We start from the raw sequence: 19,757 nt of genomic DNA on the forward strand, positions 1-19,757 counted from the left end.
CTTCCGTTGGCCATCGTTTTGTGGCAGTTGACTATTCTTTACCTTTGCCCCGCATAAAGTTGGTGGCTTCAAAATAAGCCCCATCAAGCATCCGTTAATAAAGCCTTAAAGGGATCAGCTCACTTATCAAAACTGCGTTTCCTCTTACCCCTTTAACAGTATCATCAAGCCACGGATTTCCCTGGCGCCTGATCATTTCCCCCATGCAACGAAACTTACTTAGCTCACTGAGCACTTTGGCACTCTGTCTTTTCGGTTTCTCTTCCCTCTCCGCGCAATTTTGTGTTCAGGACGGTGACGATATCACTGGACCCGACGGTGGCCCCTGCGTCAACACCGTTATCAGTGCCGTTCCCTTTCTTCGCATCAATCCGGATGCCCGGGGTGGGGCGATGGGAGATGCTGGCCTGGCCCTTTCGGCGGATGCCAACTCCCTCCACTACAACGCCAGCCGTTTGGCCTTTGCTAAGGAAGACGCCGCGCTTGGCGCCACGTATACGCCCTGGCTACAGGCCCTGGGCTTGAATGACGTCTACCTCGCCTACGTCGGCGGCTACAAGAAACTGGATGAGTTCCAGGCCATCGGTGGCTCACTGCGCTACTTCAGCCTGGGTGATATTCAGTTTACCGACGTGAACGGTACCCCTACCATGACGGGCCGCCCGAACGAGTTCGAAGTTGCCCTGGCTTACACCCGGAAGCTCTCCGATCGTTTCTCCGCCAGCCTTACCGGTAAGTACATCAACTCCAACTTGGCTGCCGGCCAGGAAGTGGACGGAGTAGTGCTGGAGGCCGGTCAGGCTTTCGCCGCCGACCTGGGCTTTACTTACCGCAACGAAGACACCAATAAGGGTGACGCGTTTGCCGTCGGTGCCGCCATCTCCAACATTGGTAATAAGATCTCTTACTCCAACGATACCATTCGCGACTTCCTCCCCGCTAACCTCGGTATTGGCGCAGCCTACACGTTCCGCCTCGATGAGTACAATGAGATCACCGTTACGGCGGAGACCAATAAACTGCTCGTTCCTACGCCCTGTAGCGTAGCGGGTGCTGACTGTGAGCAGGAGAACGAGCGCCTGAACGACCAATCTCCCGTCTCTTCCATCTTCTCTTCCTTTAGCGATGCGCCCGAAGGTTTCAGCGAAGAGTTGCGCGAGTTCACCTTCAGCGCTGGTGCAGAATACTGGTACGATCAGCAATTTGCCGTGCGGGCCGGGTACTTCCACGAACACAGCACGAAGGGTGGCCGGAAGTACATCACGGCTGGTCTTGGCCTGAAGTACAACATCTTTGGCCTCAACTTCAGCTACCTGGTGCCCACCAGCAATCAGCGTAACCCGCTCGATAATACCCTGCGCTTTTCGCTGCTGTTTGACTTTGGTGCGCAGTCCAAGTAACACCAATTATAATTAGGACTTATATGTTAAAGGCCGCTCGCAATTAGCATTAGTCGCCTCATCACCCTAATATTACATATGTAAACGGAGCACTTGCACAATTTCGCTCCGCCAAAATTTTTTATAACTGGGGTTTAGTTCAGGGAAGGTGCGTCACTTGTGACGTGCCTTTCTTTTTTTTGGGAAGATAGATGTGGGCGCTGCCGCGGGTGCGGAGAAAAGTGGACGGGCGAACATCCACAGCGATAAATACTCGCGTGGCGTCCGTAAGCCTACACCACCAATCCTCCGCCTCGCCGTACCTTGGCGCACCACCAGCTTTTGCTACATGCCTGCTTCGACTTTGCGTCTTGTTATCCTCGTCATCTTCACCAGTTTCGCATACTGCGGGCTCAACGGCCAGTGCGAAAACCTTGGGGAAAACATCTTCACCGACGGCGATTTTGGTTCGGGGACGGACAACGTAGTTCCGGTCGATCCCGGCATTGCTCCCGGCTTTACCTACCAGCCATTTCCTCCACCAAACGATGGTTTCTACACCATCACCAACAATACGGGTGGCCCGCGGTGGAACAGCATCTTTGGTACCTGGTCTCGCTTCCGCGACAACAGCAACGACCCCAACGGGTACATGATGATCGTCAACGCGAACTTCACGCCGGGTAAGTTTTACGAGCAGCGCGTAGATGGCCTCTGCGAAAACACCGAATATCAATTTGCCGTCGACGTTCGAAACGTTCTGGCACCGGGGCCTCCAGGACTTTTCCCCGACGTGGCCTTCCTTATCGATGGGGTGGTGCGGGATTCTACGGACAACGTTCCGCAGGATGGAGCCTGGCATACTTACGACCTAACTTTCAGCACAATGCCTGGGCAAACTTCAGTCTTGCTCACACTCGCTAATAATAATCCGGGTGGTTTGGGGAACGACTTAGCGATTGACAATATTTCCTTCCGCGCCTGCGGGCCACAGGCACAAATCGAAGGCGCCCGCACTACGGTGGATGCGTGTTTGGGTGGCGACCCACCAATTCTTATTTCTGAGATCATTGGTGACCAGTACCCCACGCCCGCCTTTCAGTGGCAACGCAGTCTGGACGGGGGGCTTACCTGGGAAGACATCCCCGGAGAGAATTCGGACCGTTACCAAGCGCCCATGTTACCCGTGGGGCGGCACCCGTTTCGCTACCTGGTAGCGGCGGCACCTTCCAACATCAATAACAATAAATGCAGGGTTACTTCCACGATCGTGGAGGTGAACGTTCAACCTTTGGAGTTTACCATCATCGATACGATCTGCGCTGGTTTATCCTTTCCCGTTGGCAACTCTGCGTACACTGAGAGTGGCGTTTATCGTGACGATCTGATCTCCTCGCTGGGGTGCGACAGCACCGTCATCACCCAATTGACGGTCGTGCCCGATCCGGGGTTGGTTCCCAATTTTCAGGTAAATGATACGCGTTGTTCTGACGTTACCGATGGTTCCGTTTTGCTGCTTGACGTTGCCGGCGCCGCCCCGCCATTCACTTTAACGTTCGATGATAAATTCGCTGCCGGACGCATCGATAGTCTTGCGCCCGGTCCGTATTCCTATTCCATCACTGATCGGTTTGGATGCGCTGCCGCAGGTGCGGTGGAAGTAGGATCACCCGCCCCATTCGTGGTGGACCTGGGCCCCGACCTGGAGGTCGAGCTCGGAGATGAAGTGGCCGTCTTTCCCAACTCAAACTATGGCATATCCTCCCTGACCTACAGCCCTCCCGTTCCAGGGTGCGAAATGGGTTGTGACGATCTCCTTTTTACGCCCACCTCCACCCTGAACCTGCGTTTACTCGCCCTAAGCGATACGGGGTGTGTGGCCGTAGATAGTCTGGAAATCGTGGTGGTGAAGAACCGGGAAGTGTACTTTCCCAACAGCTTTAGCCCGAACGGCGACGGGGTGAACGATGACTTCGCTCCCTTCACCAGGGCTTCACGAATAGTGGCCGTGTCCTACCTGCGGGTGTTTGACCGCTGGGGCAGCCTCGTCTTCGAAGCCGAAAACATCCCCGCCAACGAATTGAGCGCGGGTTGGGATGGTAAGATCGGTGAAGAACTGGCGCCTCCGGGAAGCTACGTATACGCCTCGGAGGTCCTGTACGTGGACGGTGAAAGCCGCCGCTTCAGCGGGAGCCTGATGCTACTTCGCTAACGGCCGAGCCCATAATTGTGGCGGCTGATGATGACCCGCCCCGTCGTGGTTATATCCGCCGTCGTGGTGGAATCACTGATGGGCCAGGAGCGGAGGATGAAATCGGCCTCGGTGCTGTCCTGCACGACCGGAACCCCCGCCCGTAATAAAGCTGGAAGCGCCACGTCCGTTCCCTCGCCGGGGCTAATGTAGACGGGGAGTTTGACTTCCATTTTCTGAACGAGTTGCTCCGCCCACTGCCGCTCCGTTTCGAAGTAAGGGTACACCTGGACCCAGAAAAAGAGAATACTGAGTAGCCCGGCCAGTAGGGTGCCACCGAGGGCAAAATCACGCTTATCTCCGTAGAGGCCGATGACGCCCAGCAGGGAGAAGATCCAGTAGGCTGCTACCATTCCGAGGGCCGCGCGGAAGCCGGCGCCGGGGAAGGAAATACCACCAAACAATAGGACGAAAAAAGCGCCGAGAAAGGCAAAAATGAGGTGAATAACGGCGCCTCCCCGCACCCAATCCTTCCAAGGGTAATTGGGCGCATTGAAGTACAATTGCATCTGCTTACCCGCAAGAAGCGCCAGAACCAGGGGGAAAACGAGTGACTGGGTAAGCAGCGAGATGGCGAGGCCAGCGGCGAACAAACGCCCGGCCTGCTCTCCCCGGGCTACCTTATAAAAGAGGTCGCGCACCCCCGCCAAAAAGAATCCGAAGAGGGGAAGGAACCCAAGCGCGACGTATCCGATAAACTTAAGGTACGCCAGGGGCTGGCTCCCCCAAAACCAGTAGGAACGCACGCCCTGGTTGCCCTGAAGCAAGAGGATGACCAATGGCAAAGAGACCAAGATCATGGCGCTCAACCACTGCTTGCCTCCACCTAGGATGAACCGCGCCGCGACGATGGTCGCTACCCCAAATACCAAGGTTGAAATTGGCGCCGCCAGGCCGGCTACAAAAAGAAAGATTCCCGCCGGCAATAGATAATTGCGGCTTTTATCCGCACCCATTAGGAAGACGGTAAGCAGAAACCCGGTCTGGCCAAGTAGCGCCAGCGCATCTGGCGTAGCGACTTTACCGAAGAAGGGGAGAAAGAGCGAAGCCCCCGCTGCCAACAGACCAAGTGCGATACCTGATTTACCAAACAGCCGGGAGCCGTATTTATAAGTGAAGTAGGCCGTCAGTAGCACGGCAACCGAACTCAGCAGGCGGGGGAACAACCAAACTGCTTGCGTACTCGCATCAATGGCCGACCCGTAGCCAAAGAGTTGGTAGTAAAGAAAAGAGAGCAAACTGTAGCCCCGGAGGTTGCTGAGGGCGTGGCCGAGCGAAAGGCTTTCCGCACCGGGCCAGGGGCTGATAACGTCGGTACGAATCAGGAGCGCAGCGAAGAAAAAGAAGGAACAGATCCACAAAAAGAACTGAAAGCGGGAGGAATAACCCACCGCTGATTCGGATGTCTCCACGGTTGCCGGGGCCGGCTTCTTTTTGCGGTTCTTTTTGGGCAAGGCCTGATACTTTAATGAGTCCTACTAATGCAAGCGCCGGGGTATTGTTGGCCGAGCACCCTCCTTAAATATAGGTAGGGTGCCGCTGGCATTTACACACCTTCGTTCTTCTCCATGAACTCCTGGGCCAGGTTAAGGAAGTTGGTCGCCCCCCGGCTGCCCGCATTGATCATGACGACCGGCGCGTGCATATTCGGAGCCTCACTGATACGGGCATTGCGGTGGATGATGGTTTCGAAAACCTGGGGCCCGTACATCTCCCGGACTTTCTTGACGACCATGTTCGCCAGGCGCAGCCGTTGGTCGTACATGCTCAGTAGAATACCTTCAATTTCCAGCGACGGGTTAAGTTGTTTCTTGACGAGGCTGATGGTGTTCTCCAATTTCTTCAGACCCTCCAGGGCAAAGTATTCACACTGCACGGGGACGAGTACCGTGTCTGCCGCCGTAAGCGCATTGACGGTGATGAGGCCTAGGCTGGGAAGGCAATCGATAAAAACGTAATCGTAAGCGTCGCGCACTTTGTCGATGACGTTGGCCTTCATGACGTCTTCGCGGCGGAAACGATTGATAAGTTCCACTTCCGCACCGACGAGGTTGATGCCCGCCGGGATGAGGTGCAAATTGGGCGTTTCCGTCTCGTAAATGACCTCGTTGACGTCAAGATCGCTGACGAGGACGTCGTAAATCGTTTCGTCCAGGTTGTCGCTGGGAATTCCTACGCCACTGCTGGAATTCCCCTGCGGATCTGCATCGATGAGTAAGACCTTTCGCTCCAAAATAGCGAGGCTCGCAGCCAGGTTAATGGCTGTGGTCGTCTTCCCGACGCCACCCTTCTGGTTGGCTATGGCAATTACTTTTCCCATGGGGGGCGAAGGTAGGGAATAGTCAACAGTCCGGAACCGTTCCGCAGGACTTTGGTCGTTCGGTGATTAACTGCGCGAACGGTTGACTCCGCTCATCTAGTAGAACTGATCCAGAGCATGCTTATGTCGAATAGTTCAGGCAGATTCAAAGGCCGAAGGCGCAGTGAAGGAGTAGTGGTTGCGGGGCATAAGCTTCGTCGATCGTTGCTCGTTAGTGTACCGTGATGTCGAGACCCGCTACCGTATACTCTTTGTCCACTTCTTCCAGGTAGACTCCGCCGATGGCTGCTTTCAAGGCTTTTACTTTATCCGCCACCTGGCTGCGGGGAATTTCTAGCTGGACGGTAGCCGAATCCCCAAAATCCTGGCTGGCCATTTCCAGGTCTAACTGGCTCAGGGCGGACATCACTGGCGTCATCAATTCGTACCCGAATTTTATTTCAACGCGCCCGACGAGGGGTTGCCAACCCTTCTCTACGGATTCCACCGCCAGTGCCGCCGCTTCCCGGTAAGCATTGATGAGGCCGGAGGCGCCAAGTTTCGTCCCACCCCAGTAACGGGAAACGACGATGACGACGTCGGACAGCCCCGCCTTATCAATTTGCCCGAGGATGGGTTTGCCGGCGGTTCCACTCGGTTCGCCGTCGTCGTTAGCCCGCCAGCGGTCGGTTCCCTCGCCGATGCGGTAGGCGTAACAGTGGTGATTACACTTGTGGTGGAGGGCGGCCTCTTCCTCCACGATGGCCAGTGCTGCGGCCTCATCGCGCACGTGGGCCAGCCGGGCGACGAATTTGCTGCCCCGGTCACGGAACTCCCCGTGGGCGTCGCCGCCGGTGGGAATGAGGTAGCGATCTTGGTTAGGGTCAGGCATTTGTCGTGGCTTGGAAAGGCCGGAAAGGTACAATTGCCGGCCAGTACTATTTCCAATTGGCGTTGTCCGCCTTGATGTAAGCGTTGAGTTCTTTAGAATCCAGCACACCGTTGGTGCTCTTGAGGTACTCATGTATCTGTACCGTCTTTTTTACACGCGTGGCCGCACCCTTTGGCTTTCCCATCAGGTACAACATACTGCGTTGGCGGCCTAAGGTCAATAGATGAAAAACGCGGCGGGCCTCCTCATCCATCGCCCATAACTCGGACACCTCCTCGGGTAGTGGCATCCCGTATTTGGAGTCATCCGGGCGGAGGGTGATCTCAATCTCTTCGCCATCATCCACCCGGTGCTCCTTTTGGATCTCTTTACTGATCAGAATAAAGTAGTTGCCATTCCCATCCGGGTGCAGCGCCCGGTGGGTTGCCCCTTCACCGTTGATCTGCATGATGACCCGGGTAAGGGCGTTGTCCGGATCTAACAAATCGGCGACCACCTTTCGCTTCACCTTGATGATATTGAGGTAGACGCCGCCGTAGTTCGTGCCGTCTTCGGCGGAGGAGATAATGGAAGTAAAAGTGATTTGCATGGGCGCAGAGTTATCAAAAAATCATTGCTGGAAAAACATCGTTGGTACAGTTCTACCGGCCAAGTTCTTTCAATACTACCTCAATGGCTTTATCCAACTGCGGGTCCCGCCCCAACTGGCGGTCGGCGGCCGTGTTGTCGATACGAATGTCGGGTTCCACGCCGGTCTTTTCGAGGTTGCGACCATCCAGCCCGTACACACCCCAGCTGGGGAGACGGTAGTAGGAGCCATCGACCAGGCCCTTGCCGGAGGTGAAGATGATCCAGCGGTAGGTTGGCGTTCCGACGACGGTGCCCAGACCTAGTTGCTTGAAGCCCTCCGTGGTAACCTCAGCGTCGCTAAGGCTCTGTTCATTGATCAGTAGGACGATGGGTTTTGCCTGAGGAGCGAAGTTCGGCTGGGTAGCCGCGGCACCACCGCGGTACTTCCAGGTAGCGTAGGGGCGCTGGCTCAGGAACTGCAGCACAGCATCGTGCACGTTACCACCCGTATTGTAGCGGAGGTCCAGGATGAGCCCGTCACGTTGGTAGCTTTCGCTGACCATTTCGTCGAGGAAGGCATCCAGCTGACTGCCGCCCATGTTTTTCATGTGGACGTACGCTACTTTTTTGTCGGTCTTCCGGTCCACTCTGCCTTGGTTATCGTCCACCCATTCGTCGTAGCGGTGGTTTCTCTCGGTAGGGTAGGATACGGGGTGGAGGCGGACGGTTTTTGCTTGCCCATTTCCTCGCACCAGCGACAGCGCCACCTCCTGGTCGCGGGAGGGGAGGGCCAGGTAGAATTCCCGGTTCATGGATTCGTCGACCGGCGTGCCGTTGATGGCTACCAATTTGTCTCCCGCTTTAATGTCAAGGCCCGCGCGGTCGGCCGGCCCGTCGGCGATGATGGAAGCAACGCGGTAGGGATCGTCCTGATCAAAGGCCAAACCGAGGGCCACGGTGGTAAGGTCAACCTGAGTTTGCTCTTCGCTGCCGTTGGAATTGAAGCCGAAGTGGGAGGTGTTGAGCTCGCCCAGTAAGTCATTGGTCAGGCGCCGCAGATCGGCCCGATTGGTGAGGTGAGGGAGGTAGCGGGCGTACGCATCGCGAAGGGCGGCCCAGTCGGTACCGTGGAAATCTTCGTTGTAAAAATTCTCCTCCATGTTGGCCCAGGTTTCGTAGAACATTTGGGCAAACTCTGGAGCCAGGGAACGGCGAAAGGCATGTTTAATCGTGATGGGTTTCAATTTGCCCTGCCCAACGTTGATGCTCTGAATTTGCCCCCGACCCAGGAGGTAGTATTTTCCTTTCACTTCCACCAGATCGTTGGCGCCGCCGACGCCACTACCTTCGATCTCTTTGGTTTTAGGTGCTTCGAAGGGCTCAAAGGTCGTCACGTAGAAACTGCGTTTGCCGGCGTGATCAGAGCCGTAGAAAACCATGGTTTTTTCACCGTCCATCACTACGTAAGGATCGGACTGACTGCCGGCGCGGGGGCCAACGGGCTCGAGCCTTTCCATAATATTGGTCAGGTCAATTTTTACTTCGACGGAGTCTGATTTTTCCTTCTTATCTCCAGCAAATAATTCATCAAATTTTTCCTGGCGGAAGGGAGCATCGAACCGTAGCAGGGGAAGGCGGAAGAGACGCTCATCCCCACCTCCCCGTGGATAATTAGGTTGGTGGCGGGAAGAGGTGAAGTAGATATACTTTCCGTCCGGTGACCACACCGGTACATTCTCACTTACTCCGGTATTCGTGACGGCCAATTTCCGATTATTATTCTTGGTATCAATTAAAAAGATATCCTGCTCGAAATTCCGGTAGGCGGTGTACATCACGTAGCGGCCATCGGGCGACCAACGGGGAAGGCTATTTTGAAAGCCCCAAATCTCGTCTTGCACTAGTGTTTCGGTGGCAAAATTTTGAAGGTTCATCAGCCGGATCTCGTCGCGGCCACTCTGGTAGATCAGGCGGGTGGTGTCCCCCGCAATCTGTAGTCCACGATTGTTACGTTGGTCCGTGGTGCGCGCCACGGGGCTGCCCTTTCCCGTAGCGTCAATCGTGAATAAGTTTGTATAACCACCCTCCGTCATGGTGTAAATCAGGGTAGAATCGCCCCGTAGCCACTTGACTTCGGTGGCGCGTCCATCGCCGGCGGGCAGTTGCCGTACGAATTTTCCGGCGATATCGCTAACGAATAATTCCCCTCTGGCGATGAAGGCTAATTTCTTCCCGTCAAGCGCCACGTCGAAGTCGCTAATGTTACGATGTGTGGTAAAGTCCGCCGGCTGGCCAAGTCCCGCGTAGCTGCTCACCGTGATGTTGGGCTTCGTGGTTTTGCCAGACGCAGTATCGTAAATATGAATTTGGTAATCCTTGATGAAGGCAATTTGCTGCCCGTTTGCTGCCATGCTGGGCGCCATCACCGAGGTGGAAAATTTAGTCAGCCTTTTTGCTTTCTTCCCATCGAGACGGTATAGATTATATTCCCCGTTATCGCGGTCGGAAACGAAATATACCTTTCCGGCACGGTCCGTCATGGGCCACATATCTTTTCCCTCCCAAGTGGTGTGGACACTTACACTTTTGCGTTCCCGGTCAAATGATTTTATTTCCGGGTTGTACGGGCCTTTATAGCCCTTGCGGTGGGTGAAGAGGCTCGATTCCCAGCTTTCATTAAAGTAAAGGTGGCCGGTATTGGCCTCTTCGGCTACGTTATGAATAATATTAAAATAATTATCAAATAGCCGTTTAGGCGTGCCCCCCGTCACGTCTACGGTAAAGGTCGTGATACGGTTATACCGGTTACTGGTGAAGTAAATCCGTTCGCTATCCCAGCTCCAATTGGCTATCTCGTCATTCGCCGTGTGGTAAGTCAGTTGGCGGATTGGCCCTCCGGCCAATGGCATTATGTAAACATCGGCGTTTCCCTTCTGCGCGGAACTGAAGGCCAGCCACTTCCCGTCGGGAGAAACCTTTGGGTGACTTTCGGCTCCTTCCAGGCTGGTGATCTGGCGAGCATTCCCACCATTGGTGGGCACCGTCCACAAGTCGCCGTTGTACGCAAAGAATAGGGTAGATCCGTCGGGGCTCAGCGCCGGGTCGTCCGCAAATATTGGGCTATTCTGGGCGCTGACGCAGGTGCTAAATAGGAGGGCAAGCAACAAAAGAGTAAATCTCATCGAAAGGGAAAGTTCAAGGGTATTTGCAGGGCAGGTTCAATCGAATCGTAAGCTACGAAACCCACCATAATTACGGACCTTTACCGAAGCCCGGCCACTCGCCACTCCAACCGTTACCTCTCGAACCCATGCCTCCCGTAACCCCGCCTATCCATCTTTCTACTACTTACCTCCGCAATCCGGACGGCACCTACGAGAATGGATACGTCTACTCCCGCGCCGGGAACCCCAACCGGCAAGCCCTAGAGGAACAACTGGCCGAGTTGGAAGGCGGCGCCTACGCCCTCGCCTTCAGCTCCGGAATGGCCGCCATCCAAAGCCTCTTCCTCGCCCTCAAAACCGGGGATCATCTCCTCTTACCGGACGACGTCTACTTCAACGTCCGCCTCCTCCTCGACGAAGTAATGGCCGATTGGGGGCTCACCTACACGGCGGTTGACATGACCGATCTCCAAGCCATTGAAGATGCCCTCCAGCAAAACACCCGGCTCGTCTGGTTGGAAACCCCTTCCAACCCCCAACTTAAGGTGACCGATATTGCCGCCGTCTGTTCCCTGGTTGATGATCGTGATATCCGTGTCGCGGTCGACAACACTTGGCCAACGCCCATCCACCAGTTGCCCTTCGCACTGGGGGCGGATTACGTGGTGCACTCCACCACCAAATACATGGGAGGGCATTCTGATGTCCTAGGTGGCGCCCTCATCGCTAAGCAAGAAGATGATTGGGCGGCGAAACTCCGTCGCATCCAACACGTGGGTGGGGCGGTGCCCAGCCCCATGGATTGTTACCTCGTTTCCCGGGGACTCCAAACGCTGCGGTTACGGGTGCAGGCCCAAACAACAAGCGCTCACCAATTGGCAACCTTCCTGGAAGGACACGACGAAATTGAAGCCGTGCTATACCCCGGATTGCCCAGCCACCCTCAGCATGACGTCGCCAAAAAGCAAATGCGGGAAGGTTTTGGAGCTATGCTCTCCGTTCTTGTGCGGGGAGACGCCAAGCGGGCCATGTCCGTCGCCGCAAAACTCCAGCACTTTGCCGTAGCCACCAGCCTGGGTGGGGTAGAGAGCTTGGTGGAGCACCGGAAGTCCGTCGAAGGGCCAGCATCCGCCACGCCCAATAATCTGTTGCGCCTCTCCGTTGGGGTGGAGCCGGTCGCTACCCTGATTGAAGATTGGGAGCAAGCCTTGGCCACCAATTAGCGTCCTCGCGTATCCCTTTAGCCCTGACCACCTCGCCCAATATGCGTTTTCTCGCCGCTGCATTATTTCTCCTTACCGTCCTATCGGCCACTGGCTGCTACGAAGACCGGATCGCCTGCCTCGACCCGGATGCCTCCAACTACGATCTGCGGGCCGACGAGCAGTGCCCGGATGGCTGCTGCCAGTACCCCAACCTCGCGTTGGAGGTAAGCCGCCGCTGGGGCGATGACCCATTTTCAGTTGATAGCCTCTACCGGGACGGCGCCGGCAACGAATTCAAGGTCCAACGCTTCCGCTTCTACCTCGGCGACGTCGAGCTGATGGGAGATAACGTCTCTTTTGAAACGCCGGATAACGAATTTGAAATCGGCTTACTCAGCGGCGGCGATACCGTCCTGACGGAGGTCAACGCCAACCTGGCGCTCGTGACGGTTACCGGGACGACCAACCTTACCGTCGGAACTTTCAGGAGTAATAACCAGGCAATTAGCGGCATCTCCGCTACGGTTGGGTTGCCCGACTTCCTCGACGCCGCCGTCCCCACCACGGCACCCGCGGCAGCGCCCCTCTCCGTTCAACCTGGTTTGTTGCGGTTCAATAATGGCCTTGGTTACGTTAGTAGTAGTATGGAGTACATTCTGACGGCCACCGATGATACGCTGCGCATCAATAACTACGCCAACTCACCGCTGGCCTTGTCCCTCCCCGCACCCGTTGCTCCCCAGCGTGGCAGTGGACTTACTTTGCTGCTCGACGTAAATCTTGAAGCCATTCTGAATGGTGTGGATCTTACTAATAGTAATGCAGTCATTGACGTCTCTCCCGGACTAGAACTGACCGGCGCGCGATAAAAAAGGCCCGCACCTCCGGATGGAAATGCGGGCCTAAATGCATTGGTTTGCAAGCAGTGACTTACCGCTTCACAACGCGCAGCGTAGAGACGCCCCCTTCATTTGCGAGGCGAATTACGTAGGTGCCGGCAGCCAGGTTGGCGGTGGGTAAGGCCAACTTCCCATCCCGGAAATTCAGTACCTGCGAACGCAACGTACGGCCCGTTAGGTCAAGAACCGTCAGCGTGGTGCTGGCGGCGTTCAGGCCACGAACGTCAACGATCAGTTCTCCCGCAAACGGGTTCGGGTAAGCCGTTACGGATGCGCCGGCGGGCGTAAGGGTAGTGCCGCTAACGGCGTCATTTTCCGCACAAGTAGTCGGGGCCGCGAAGGCAAACTCTTGCGTAGCAGTATTCAGCACGCGCTGCAAGGAACGGTCGGTATTCAAGGCGCCGAACGTAGCATCGGTACGCCACAGACCGGCTTCAACGGCCGCAGTCGGGTTGGTTTCCGTACCCCAGGTAGCGTAAGAAATCATCGTGCCATTAGGCGTTTCCAGGCTCAGTTCATCGCCGTCAGCGGCGAGGTAGCCACTCAGGTCTACCACGAGTAGATCGCCACGTTTCATGATCATACCGCCACAGTTAATGACCAGGTCACCCAGTTGGGCGCTGCCGCTGGTGCTGGCTAAGGACAGGAGGCTAACGTCCAGCGATTGGTTACCCAGATTGATGAGCTCGACGAAACCTTCCGCCGTAACCTCATTGATGGCAATGGTGCCGGGGGCCAGGCCATCGGCGCAGTCGGAACCCGTCAGGCGGTTCACCGTCAGGAAGGAGGACAGGGAGAAACAGCCGCCGAGGCCGCCAATCGTGCCTTCCATTTCAAGTCCGGTAACGGTGGCGTCGTAAGCGATGTGCCAGATCAAGCAAGAGCCGGCGCCCGCTCCCTCCAGGTTGAAGGGTGGCGCGAGGGGCATTCCCACAATGTTGAAGTTCTCGTCAGTGATGATGTAGCGCATGCTATCTCCCTCAGCGTTTTCAACCGTGACGTTGATGAGGTCATCCTCACCATCGTCGGCACAAATTGTGATCTCCGCACCGGTAGAATCCGCAAAGGCGATGGCGCCACCGCTGGCGGTACAATCCGTCGTGGGGCACTCCTCACCACTCAGGCGAGTGATCGTAATGAAGTTATCGGACAAATCAAAACAACCCGATAGTTGGAGAGCGTTGTCTCCGACGGCGGGTACTTCAAACTCATCATCGAAGGCTAACGACCAAAGTAAGCACACGCCATCACCGGCACCTTCAAGGTCGAAGGGTTGGGCCATCGGCAATCCTAAAATTTCACCCGTTTCATCGGTAATGACGTAAGTGAAATTGGTAGCGGAAGTATCCGACACCACCACGTTGAAGGGGTCTTCAATGCCATCGCCGGCACAGATGGTAAGCGCATCACCGCCATCTTCAAGGGCGAGGGTGCCACCGTTTTCTGAACAGTTGGCGCTCCCGTCCAGCAGCAGGTTAATGGTGCGATATTCATCCGGGGTGTTGACGCTACCGTCACCGGCAAAAATGCGGTAACGGAGGTCAAACTGGAGGCCATCAAAGGCACCGCGAGCAATGAGGGTGTCGTAGACGGCGTCAAAGGTCCGCGCAACCGTAGTATCGCGGCCAATGGTGTAGAGTACGGTCACGGGAATCAGGGCGCCTTCTACCGTCGTAAACTCGACGCTGTAGACGACTAGGTCACCGTTAGGGTCCTCGGCCGAGGAGAAGGTGCCTCCAACGAGGTTGCTATTGCCGGAGGAAACAACGATGCTATCTCCGTCCGCAGGTGATTCAATGACCACGGCTTCGGGGAAGGCGTTATCGTCGCGGAGGATCTGTCCCCGAATTTCTCCCGAAGGATTACCGGTAGTATGCAGGTTGAGGTAGTTGTTTCCGTTGATGAGCCGCGCTCGTTGGTTCGTATTCATCGCGAAACTGTTCTCGCTGGCTTCGTAGACACCAGACCGGAGGTCAGCGGAAGTCTGGGCGTTCAGCTCAAAGAAGATTGGCCCCGAACGGCTGGCGTCTCCCCGGTGAATGTGGGAACCACCGGCGATGTTGGCGTCGAAATCACTCGAAAGGTCCTGGAAGGAGCCCGTTACGTTAAAGGTGCGGTCCTGCAGTTCGTACATCACGAAGCCGTTACCCGTTGTCAGGATGGCGGCGGGGCGTGCGTTAAGGCCATTAAGGTTAGAGCCGAGGTACCCTTTGGCCAGGTTCATGACCTGCCCACGGACTTCGCCCGACATCACGGCCGGGGTGTGCACGTTGACGTAGTAGCGGCGATCCAGGATGGATTGCACCTGCTCGTCCGTAACGGTAAAGGTGTTATTGGCAGCGGACCAAACACCAGCGTTACCAGCATCGTCCAGGTCGATATTCAGCGGGAACTCAATGCCTCCGGACTGTCCGGCAAGGCCGAGGTGCAAGTGAGCACCACCGGCGAGGCTGACGAGTACTTCGTCAGAAAGGTCCGCAACGGAACCGAATACGGTGATCTCGTTGCCCGTCAGGTTGATCTGTACCCGGCCGTTACCGTCGGTGTTGACGGGAGCGGGGCGTTCCTGGTGTCCGCTCAGGTCAGCGTAAAAGCTGGTCGTACTATTATCGGTGATCTGTCCGCGCAATTCTCCGGACAAAAATTCGGAGGAGTGAACGTTGACGTAGAGGCCGTTCTCCTCCATCAATTCCACGAGGGCATCGGTGAGGTCGTAAGTATTATCCTCGGCTCGGAATATGGCGGAGGTCATATCGTCGCTCATATCCAAGTTCAGTGGAATAAGTACCGGACCGTTGCGGCCAACGACGCCCATGTGGATGTGTGCCCCACCGGCCAACTGCGTAGCAATGGGACCAGATAGGCCGGTAAAGCTGCCGGTGACGACGATTTCGTTACCGTTACGCTCGATTGCCACCCCGCCGTAGGCAGTGGTGATGATGGAGGGGACTTCATTTACGCCGAAGAGGTAAGCACGAGAATAGGTATCTGCTTCGGGCAGTGCCTGACCGCGGATCTCTCCCGCGGGGTTGTCCACGGAGTGAATATTCAGATAAATGCCACGGGCCTGCATAGCGGCGATCTGTTCCTCATTCAGCGTGAAAGTATTTTCCGCTGCCTCGAAGGTGCCACCACGGAGGTCGTCATCCACTTTGGTGTTAAGGATCACCGAAACAGGGCCAGCCTGGCCGGCAAAACCAAGGTGGAGGTGAGCACCACCCGCAGCGTTAAAATCGTAATCAGAGCTCAAGCCGGAGAAGCTTCCTTCAACAACCAGTTCCGTTCCCCGCAGGGTAGCAGTGACGGAGCCGGTTGCCAGGGAGGTCACCGGTACGGGAACTTGATTTACACCGTTTAGGTCGATGTTAAAGGTGACGGGGTCAAAGCAGTCATTACCCTGCAGGCGGTTCACGGTGATGGGGTTGGAGAGGTTGAAGCAACCCTCAAATCCATCGGCGTTGAGGCCAACCGCCAGACCGGTAAAGTCATCACCGTAAGCCAGGTGCCAGATCAAACAGGTGCCAGTACCAGCGCCGCTAAGGTCGAATGGGCCATTGCCACCGGGGATGCCGAGAATTTGACCCGTATTGTCGGTAATGATGAAAGTGGTCGTCTCTCCGTCAATGTCTCCGGAAAGCGTCACGTCTACGGCGGAGTCTGAGCCTTCATCAATACAGATAGTGGTGCTTTCGCCACTACCGTCCGCCAAGGTGATTTGGCCGGCCATGGCCGTACACTCCACTTCGCAATCTTCTCCCGCGTTGCGGACGACCACGATGGCGTTACTTAAGTTGAAACACTCCGTTGCGCCGGCCATACAGACGTTGTCGTCGATGCCAACGTTGAAAAGCTCACCGGAGTAAGCCACGTGGTAGATAGCGAGAAATCCCGTCCCAAATTCGGAGAGATCAAACGGAGGGCCACCGACGGGGACGGAAAGGATCCGTCCACCCGTAGTGGTGATGAAGTACTGGCTCTCACCACCTACGAATCCGGTGCGGACAACGTCAACTGGTGGGTCACCGTCGTCAAGACATACGGTGTTCACGCGCATGCCGTCCGGGTTCGATAGCACCCCGGCGCTGAAGTTGCAGGGGTTGATCTGTGCACTGATCGAGAACGTGGCGAAGAGTAACAGCAACGTGGCAATTTGCCGGAAAAACGTGTAATGTGTTGATCTCATAGAAGGATTATTTAGTAGACGAAGCCAAATCTGAGTGAGCGCAGGTAACCGAAGATCAACTGCGCTCATCATCCCCCCTACCACAAAAAGGGGGGAATGGTTGCGTGGCAATTCTCAAAGTAAGGAAAATAGTTAGGTCTGCTCCTTTTACCCCCTAATCCTGACGGCTTTTCATCCCTATTCATCAGATCGCATGTTCTACTTTTGCCATCCTTCAAAAATCCCAAACAAGCTCTAAACGATACCCATGGTCTCCGCCGAACTTTCTCTGTACCCGCTTACCCCCGACTACGAAACCCCCATCATTGAATTTATTCATCGACTGCGGGCCCAACCCAGTGTAACGGTAGCTACCAACGGCTTATCCACCCAGCTCACTGGCGACTACCGGGCCGTGATGCGGGCCGTGACGATTGCCATGGAACCAACTCTGATGGGAGAAGTCACTTGTTCCTTCGTCATCAAAGTGCTGAACGTTGGCATCAAGCCCGGGGCGGAAGTAAAAGTATAGTTACCTAAAAGAAGCAGCCTCCCCGTACGCTTCGGTAGGGGAGGCTGATCGATGTCATTTGTTCGTAGAACGGGGGTCAATACTTGGAGAATAACCACCGACCCATCTCCGCCAGGGAACTCTTTTTACCGTAGTTGAGGATGCCCACCCGGTAGATCCGGGCCGTCAACCAAACCGTGCCTGCGGCAAAAAGGAGTACTGATAACAAGCTGCCAATAATCTGCCAGGCTGGTGGATCAAACGCTAGCCGCGCCGGCATCACGATGGGGGCAAACAAGGGAATGAAACTGGACCACACCGCCAAACTGGAATTCGGCGCTTGAATCGCCGCCATCATAATGTAGAGGGCAAGGATCACGGGGATGGTGATCGGGATAGTCAGCGACTGGCTCTCACCCATGTCGTCACCCATCGCCGATCCAACCGCCGCGAAAAGAGCGGCGTACATAAAGTATCCGCCAATGAAGTAGAGGATGAAGCACGGAATGATGATCCACCAGTTCAGCGTGGATAGCCCGCTCATCACCTTTTCTACCATGGACTGCATCTCCTCCGGGTCTACTTCACCCGCCGGGCCGGCGGCCTGCATTTGTTGCGCGGAATCCGCATCAAAACCGAAGAGAATGCTCACCAGGAAGATTACGCCGGGAATGAGGACCATCCAGGCGAGTACCTGTGTCAAGCCTACCGCGCCCACACCAATGATCTTTCCCAGTAACAGGGTAGTAGGTTTCACCGTAGAGATGATGACTTCTACGATGCGGTTCATCTTTTCTTCCATGACGGAGCGCATCACCATCATGCCGTAAATGAAGATGGAGAGGTACATCATGAAACCCATGATGGTACCCAATCCAGCGCCAACTATGCTGGCCATCGTCGTGTCGGTGGATTCTCCTTCCTCAACGGTGATCTTACTGGTCCGGATGTCGACGTCCGTTTCCAGCGCGGCCAGTAGAGTAGGGTCAAGGCCTAATTTCTCCACTTTATAGTCGCGTAGGGCCCGCTCCAACCGGCCGTCCAGCGCAAGTCGGGTGTCGATGGCGAGCGATTCATCGCTGAAGTATTCCACCCGTAGATCCTTGGCCTTGGGGTCCCGGATTTTGGGGATGACGATCGCCGCCGTGAAGCCACCTTCGGCCCCTTCTTTAATCTGGTCCTTAAGCACTTCTGGGTCCTCAGTGCTCTTTACGAAGTAGATGCCATCCTCGTCGGGGATGGCCCGGCCTTCGAACAGACCAGCGTTATCCACCACCGCGATGCGGGTCTTTTCATCGTTGCCGTACCCCAGAATAAATTGGGCGACGATGACGAATACCGCCAGCCCAAGCGGCGTCAGCAACGTAGCCAGGATGAAGGATTTACGGCGAACCCGGGTAATGTATTCCCGCTTGATGACGAGCCAGAGATTATTCATTTGCTTCTTTTTATTTGGTAGACCCTCGATTTTAGACTCCTGCTTCTTTCCTGCTCACCTGCTTGATGAAGACTTCGTTCAGGCTCGGCAGCAGTTCCTGGAAGGTCACGATGTGCACGCCGGCATCCAGCAGGTAGCGGAGGAGGTCATTGCCCGCTTGCCCTTCGGCCAACTGAATGTCTACGCCGGATGGGGTGGGGTTGATGAGTTCAAATCGCGCCTCCATACCCGTGGGTAGGGTGCCTTCGTACTCGAGGTGGTACTTGTTATCCTGAAAGCTGCGGCGGATCTCAGCTACCTTTCCCTCCAGGATGTTCTTTCCGTTGTTGATGAGGACGATGAACTCACAAAGTTCCTCCACCTGCTCCATTCGGTGGGTGGAGAAGATCACGCCCGTTCCCGTTGCGTGCAGACGGAGGATTTCCTGGCGCATCCGCGTGGCGTTCACCGGGTCCAGGCCGCTGAAGGGCTCATCCAGGATCAGCAATTTGGGTTCGTGAATTACGGTGGCGATGAATTGCACCTGCTGCTGCATGCCCTTACTTAACTCTTCGACGGGCTTCTTCCACTGCTCTTCCAGGTTGAATTTAGCCAGCCATTCTTTGGCCTTTGTCGTGGCTTCGGCCTGGCTCATCCCTTTCAGCCGAGCGAGGTACACCAGGTGCTCACCGACGTACATTTTCTTGTACAGTCCCCGTTCTTCGGGCAGATAACCGATCTGAGTCGGGTGGAAGCCGGAGAGTGGTTCGCCGTTAAAATATACCGTCCCGTTGTCCGGCGCCGTGATGGTGGTGATCATCCGGATCAACGATGTCTTTCCCGCGCCGTTCGGCCCGAGTAGCCCCAGGATGGCATCGGGCGGCATGGAAAACGATACGTCATCGACGGCTACTTTTTCGCCGTACTCCTTGCGGACCTTATCAACGCGAATGATGGGAGGGGTGGACATATACTTTCGTTACTGTTGAACTGACGCCAATACTGGCG

Annotated in this window: 13 protein-coding genes; 5 read left to right on the forward strand and 8 right to left on the reverse strand. The window is 55.8% G+C overall.

From position 1 onward, the window contains the following. Nucleotides 1–203 precede the first annotated feature (203 nt). Nucleotides 204–1,400: a type IX secretion system outer membrane channel protein PorV gene (porV, locus tag A3850_RS09520; protein WP_068215955.1), complete on the forward strand. Its 1,197-nt coding sequence runs from the start codon at nucleotides 204–206 to the stop codon at nucleotides 1,398–1,400. Nucleotides 1,401–1,728: 328 nt separating this feature from the next. Then, nucleotides 1,729–3,591, forward strand: a complete 1,863-nt coding sequence (locus A3850_RS09525) for a gliding motility-associated C-terminal domain-containing protein (RefSeq protein WP_068215956.1) — start codon at nucleotides 1,729–1,731, stop codon at nucleotides 3,589–3,591. On the opposite strand, the gene A3850_RS09530 is transcribed toward A3850_RS09525, so the two are convergent. The 5 genes from A3850_RS09530 to A3850_RS09550 all read right to left on the reverse strand — a co-directional run bounded on the left by A3850_RS09530 (nucleotide 3,588) and on the right by A3850_RS09550 (nucleotide 10,573). Beyond that, the gene (locus A3850_RS09530) at nucleotides 3,588–5,084 is read right to left on the reverse strand and encodes a glycosyltransferase family 39 protein (protein ID WP_068215957.1); all 1,497 of its coding nucleotides are present in this window, start codon (nucleotides 5,082–5,084) and stop codon (nucleotides 3,588–3,590) included. The two genes, A3850_RS09525 and A3850_RS09530, sit on opposite strands and share 4 nt — an antisense overlap. 92 nt (nucleotides 5,085–5,176) lie before the next feature. Then, nucleotides 5,177–5,950, reverse strand: a complete 774-nt coding sequence (locus A3850_RS09535; protein WP_068215958.1) for a ParA family protein — start codon at nucleotides 5,948–5,950, stop codon at nucleotides 5,177–5,179. A 211-nt stretch (nucleotides 5,951–6,161) separates the two neighbouring features. Then, the gene (locus A3850_RS09540) at nucleotides 6,162–6,821 is read right to left on the reverse strand and encodes a YigZ family protein (protein ID WP_157501025.1); all 660 of its coding nucleotides are present in this window, start codon (nucleotides 6,819–6,821) and stop codon (nucleotides 6,162–6,164) included. 46 nt (nucleotides 6,822–6,867) lie between these two features. Then, nucleotides 6,868–7,410: a DUF1905 domain-containing protein gene (locus A3850_RS09545; RefSeq protein ID WP_068215960.1), complete on the reverse strand. Its 543-nt coding sequence runs from the start codon at nucleotides 7,408–7,410 to the stop codon at nucleotides 6,868–6,870. A 52-nt stretch (nucleotides 7,411–7,462) separates the two neighbouring features. After that, nucleotides 7,463–10,573, reverse strand: coding sequence for a S41 family peptidase (locus tag A3850_RS09550; protein ID WP_068215962.1), 3,111 nt, complete (start codon nucleotides 10,571–10,573; stop codon nucleotides 7,463–7,465). A gap of 128 nt (nucleotides 10,574–10,701) precedes the next feature. Between A3850_RS09550 and A3850_RS09555 the strand changes: the two genes are divergently transcribed. Continuing rightward, complete coding sequence (locus tag A3850_RS09555) at nucleotides 10,702–11,778, forward strand: PLP-dependent aspartate aminotransferase family protein (protein ID WP_068215964.1); 1,077 nt, start codon at nucleotides 10,702–10,704, stop codon at nucleotides 11,776–11,778. A gap of 41 nt (nucleotides 11,779–11,819) precedes the next feature. Then, complete coding sequence (locus tag A3850_RS09560) at nucleotides 11,820–12,629, forward strand: MbnP family protein (protein WP_068215966.1); 810 nt, start codon at nucleotides 11,820–11,822, stop codon at nucleotides 12,627–12,629. A gap of 61 nt (nucleotides 12,630–12,690) precedes the next feature. On the opposite strand, the gene A3850_RS09565 is transcribed toward A3850_RS09560, so the two are convergent. After that, nucleotides 12,691–16,842: a CHRD domain-containing protein gene (locus A3850_RS09565; RefSeq protein ID WP_197494027.1), complete on the reverse strand. Its 4,152-nt coding sequence runs from the start codon at nucleotides 16,840–16,842 to the stop codon at nucleotides 12,691–12,693. A 247-nt stretch (nucleotides 16,843–17,089) separates the two neighbouring features. On the opposite strand from A3850_RS09565, the gene A3850_RS09570 reads away from it, so the two are divergent. Continuing rightward, nucleotides 17,090–17,353: a YkoF family thiamine/hydroxymethylpyrimidine-binding protein gene (locus A3850_RS09570; RefSeq protein ID WP_068215971.1), complete on the forward strand. Its 264-nt coding sequence runs from the start codon at nucleotides 17,090–17,092 to the stop codon at nucleotides 17,351–17,353. Nucleotides 17,354–17,429: 76 nt separating this feature from the next. On the opposite strand, the gene A3850_RS09575 is transcribed toward A3850_RS09570, so the two are convergent. Beyond that, nucleotides 17,430–18,770 carry an ABC transporter permease gene (locus tag A3850_RS09575; RefSeq protein ID WP_068215972.1) on the reverse strand — a complete coding sequence of 447 codons (1,341 nt, stop codon included), beginning with the start codon at nucleotides 18,768–18,770 and terminating at the stop codon, nucleotides 17,430–17,432. A gap of 31 nt (nucleotides 18,771–18,801) precedes the next feature. Then, on the reverse strand, nucleotides 18,802–19,719 hold the full coding sequence (locus A3850_RS09580) for an ABC transporter ATP-binding protein (protein ID WP_068215973.1): 918 nt from the start codon (nucleotides 19,717–19,719) through the stop codon (nucleotides 18,802–18,804). Between the last annotated feature and the right edge of the window lie 38 nt (nucleotides 19,720–19,757).

The sequence above is a fragment of the Lewinella sp. 4G2 genome (genome assembly GCF_001625015.1).
In the GTDB taxonomy this organism is placed as follows: Bacteria; Bacteroidota; Bacteroidia; order Chitinophagales; family Saprospiraceae; genus Neolewinella.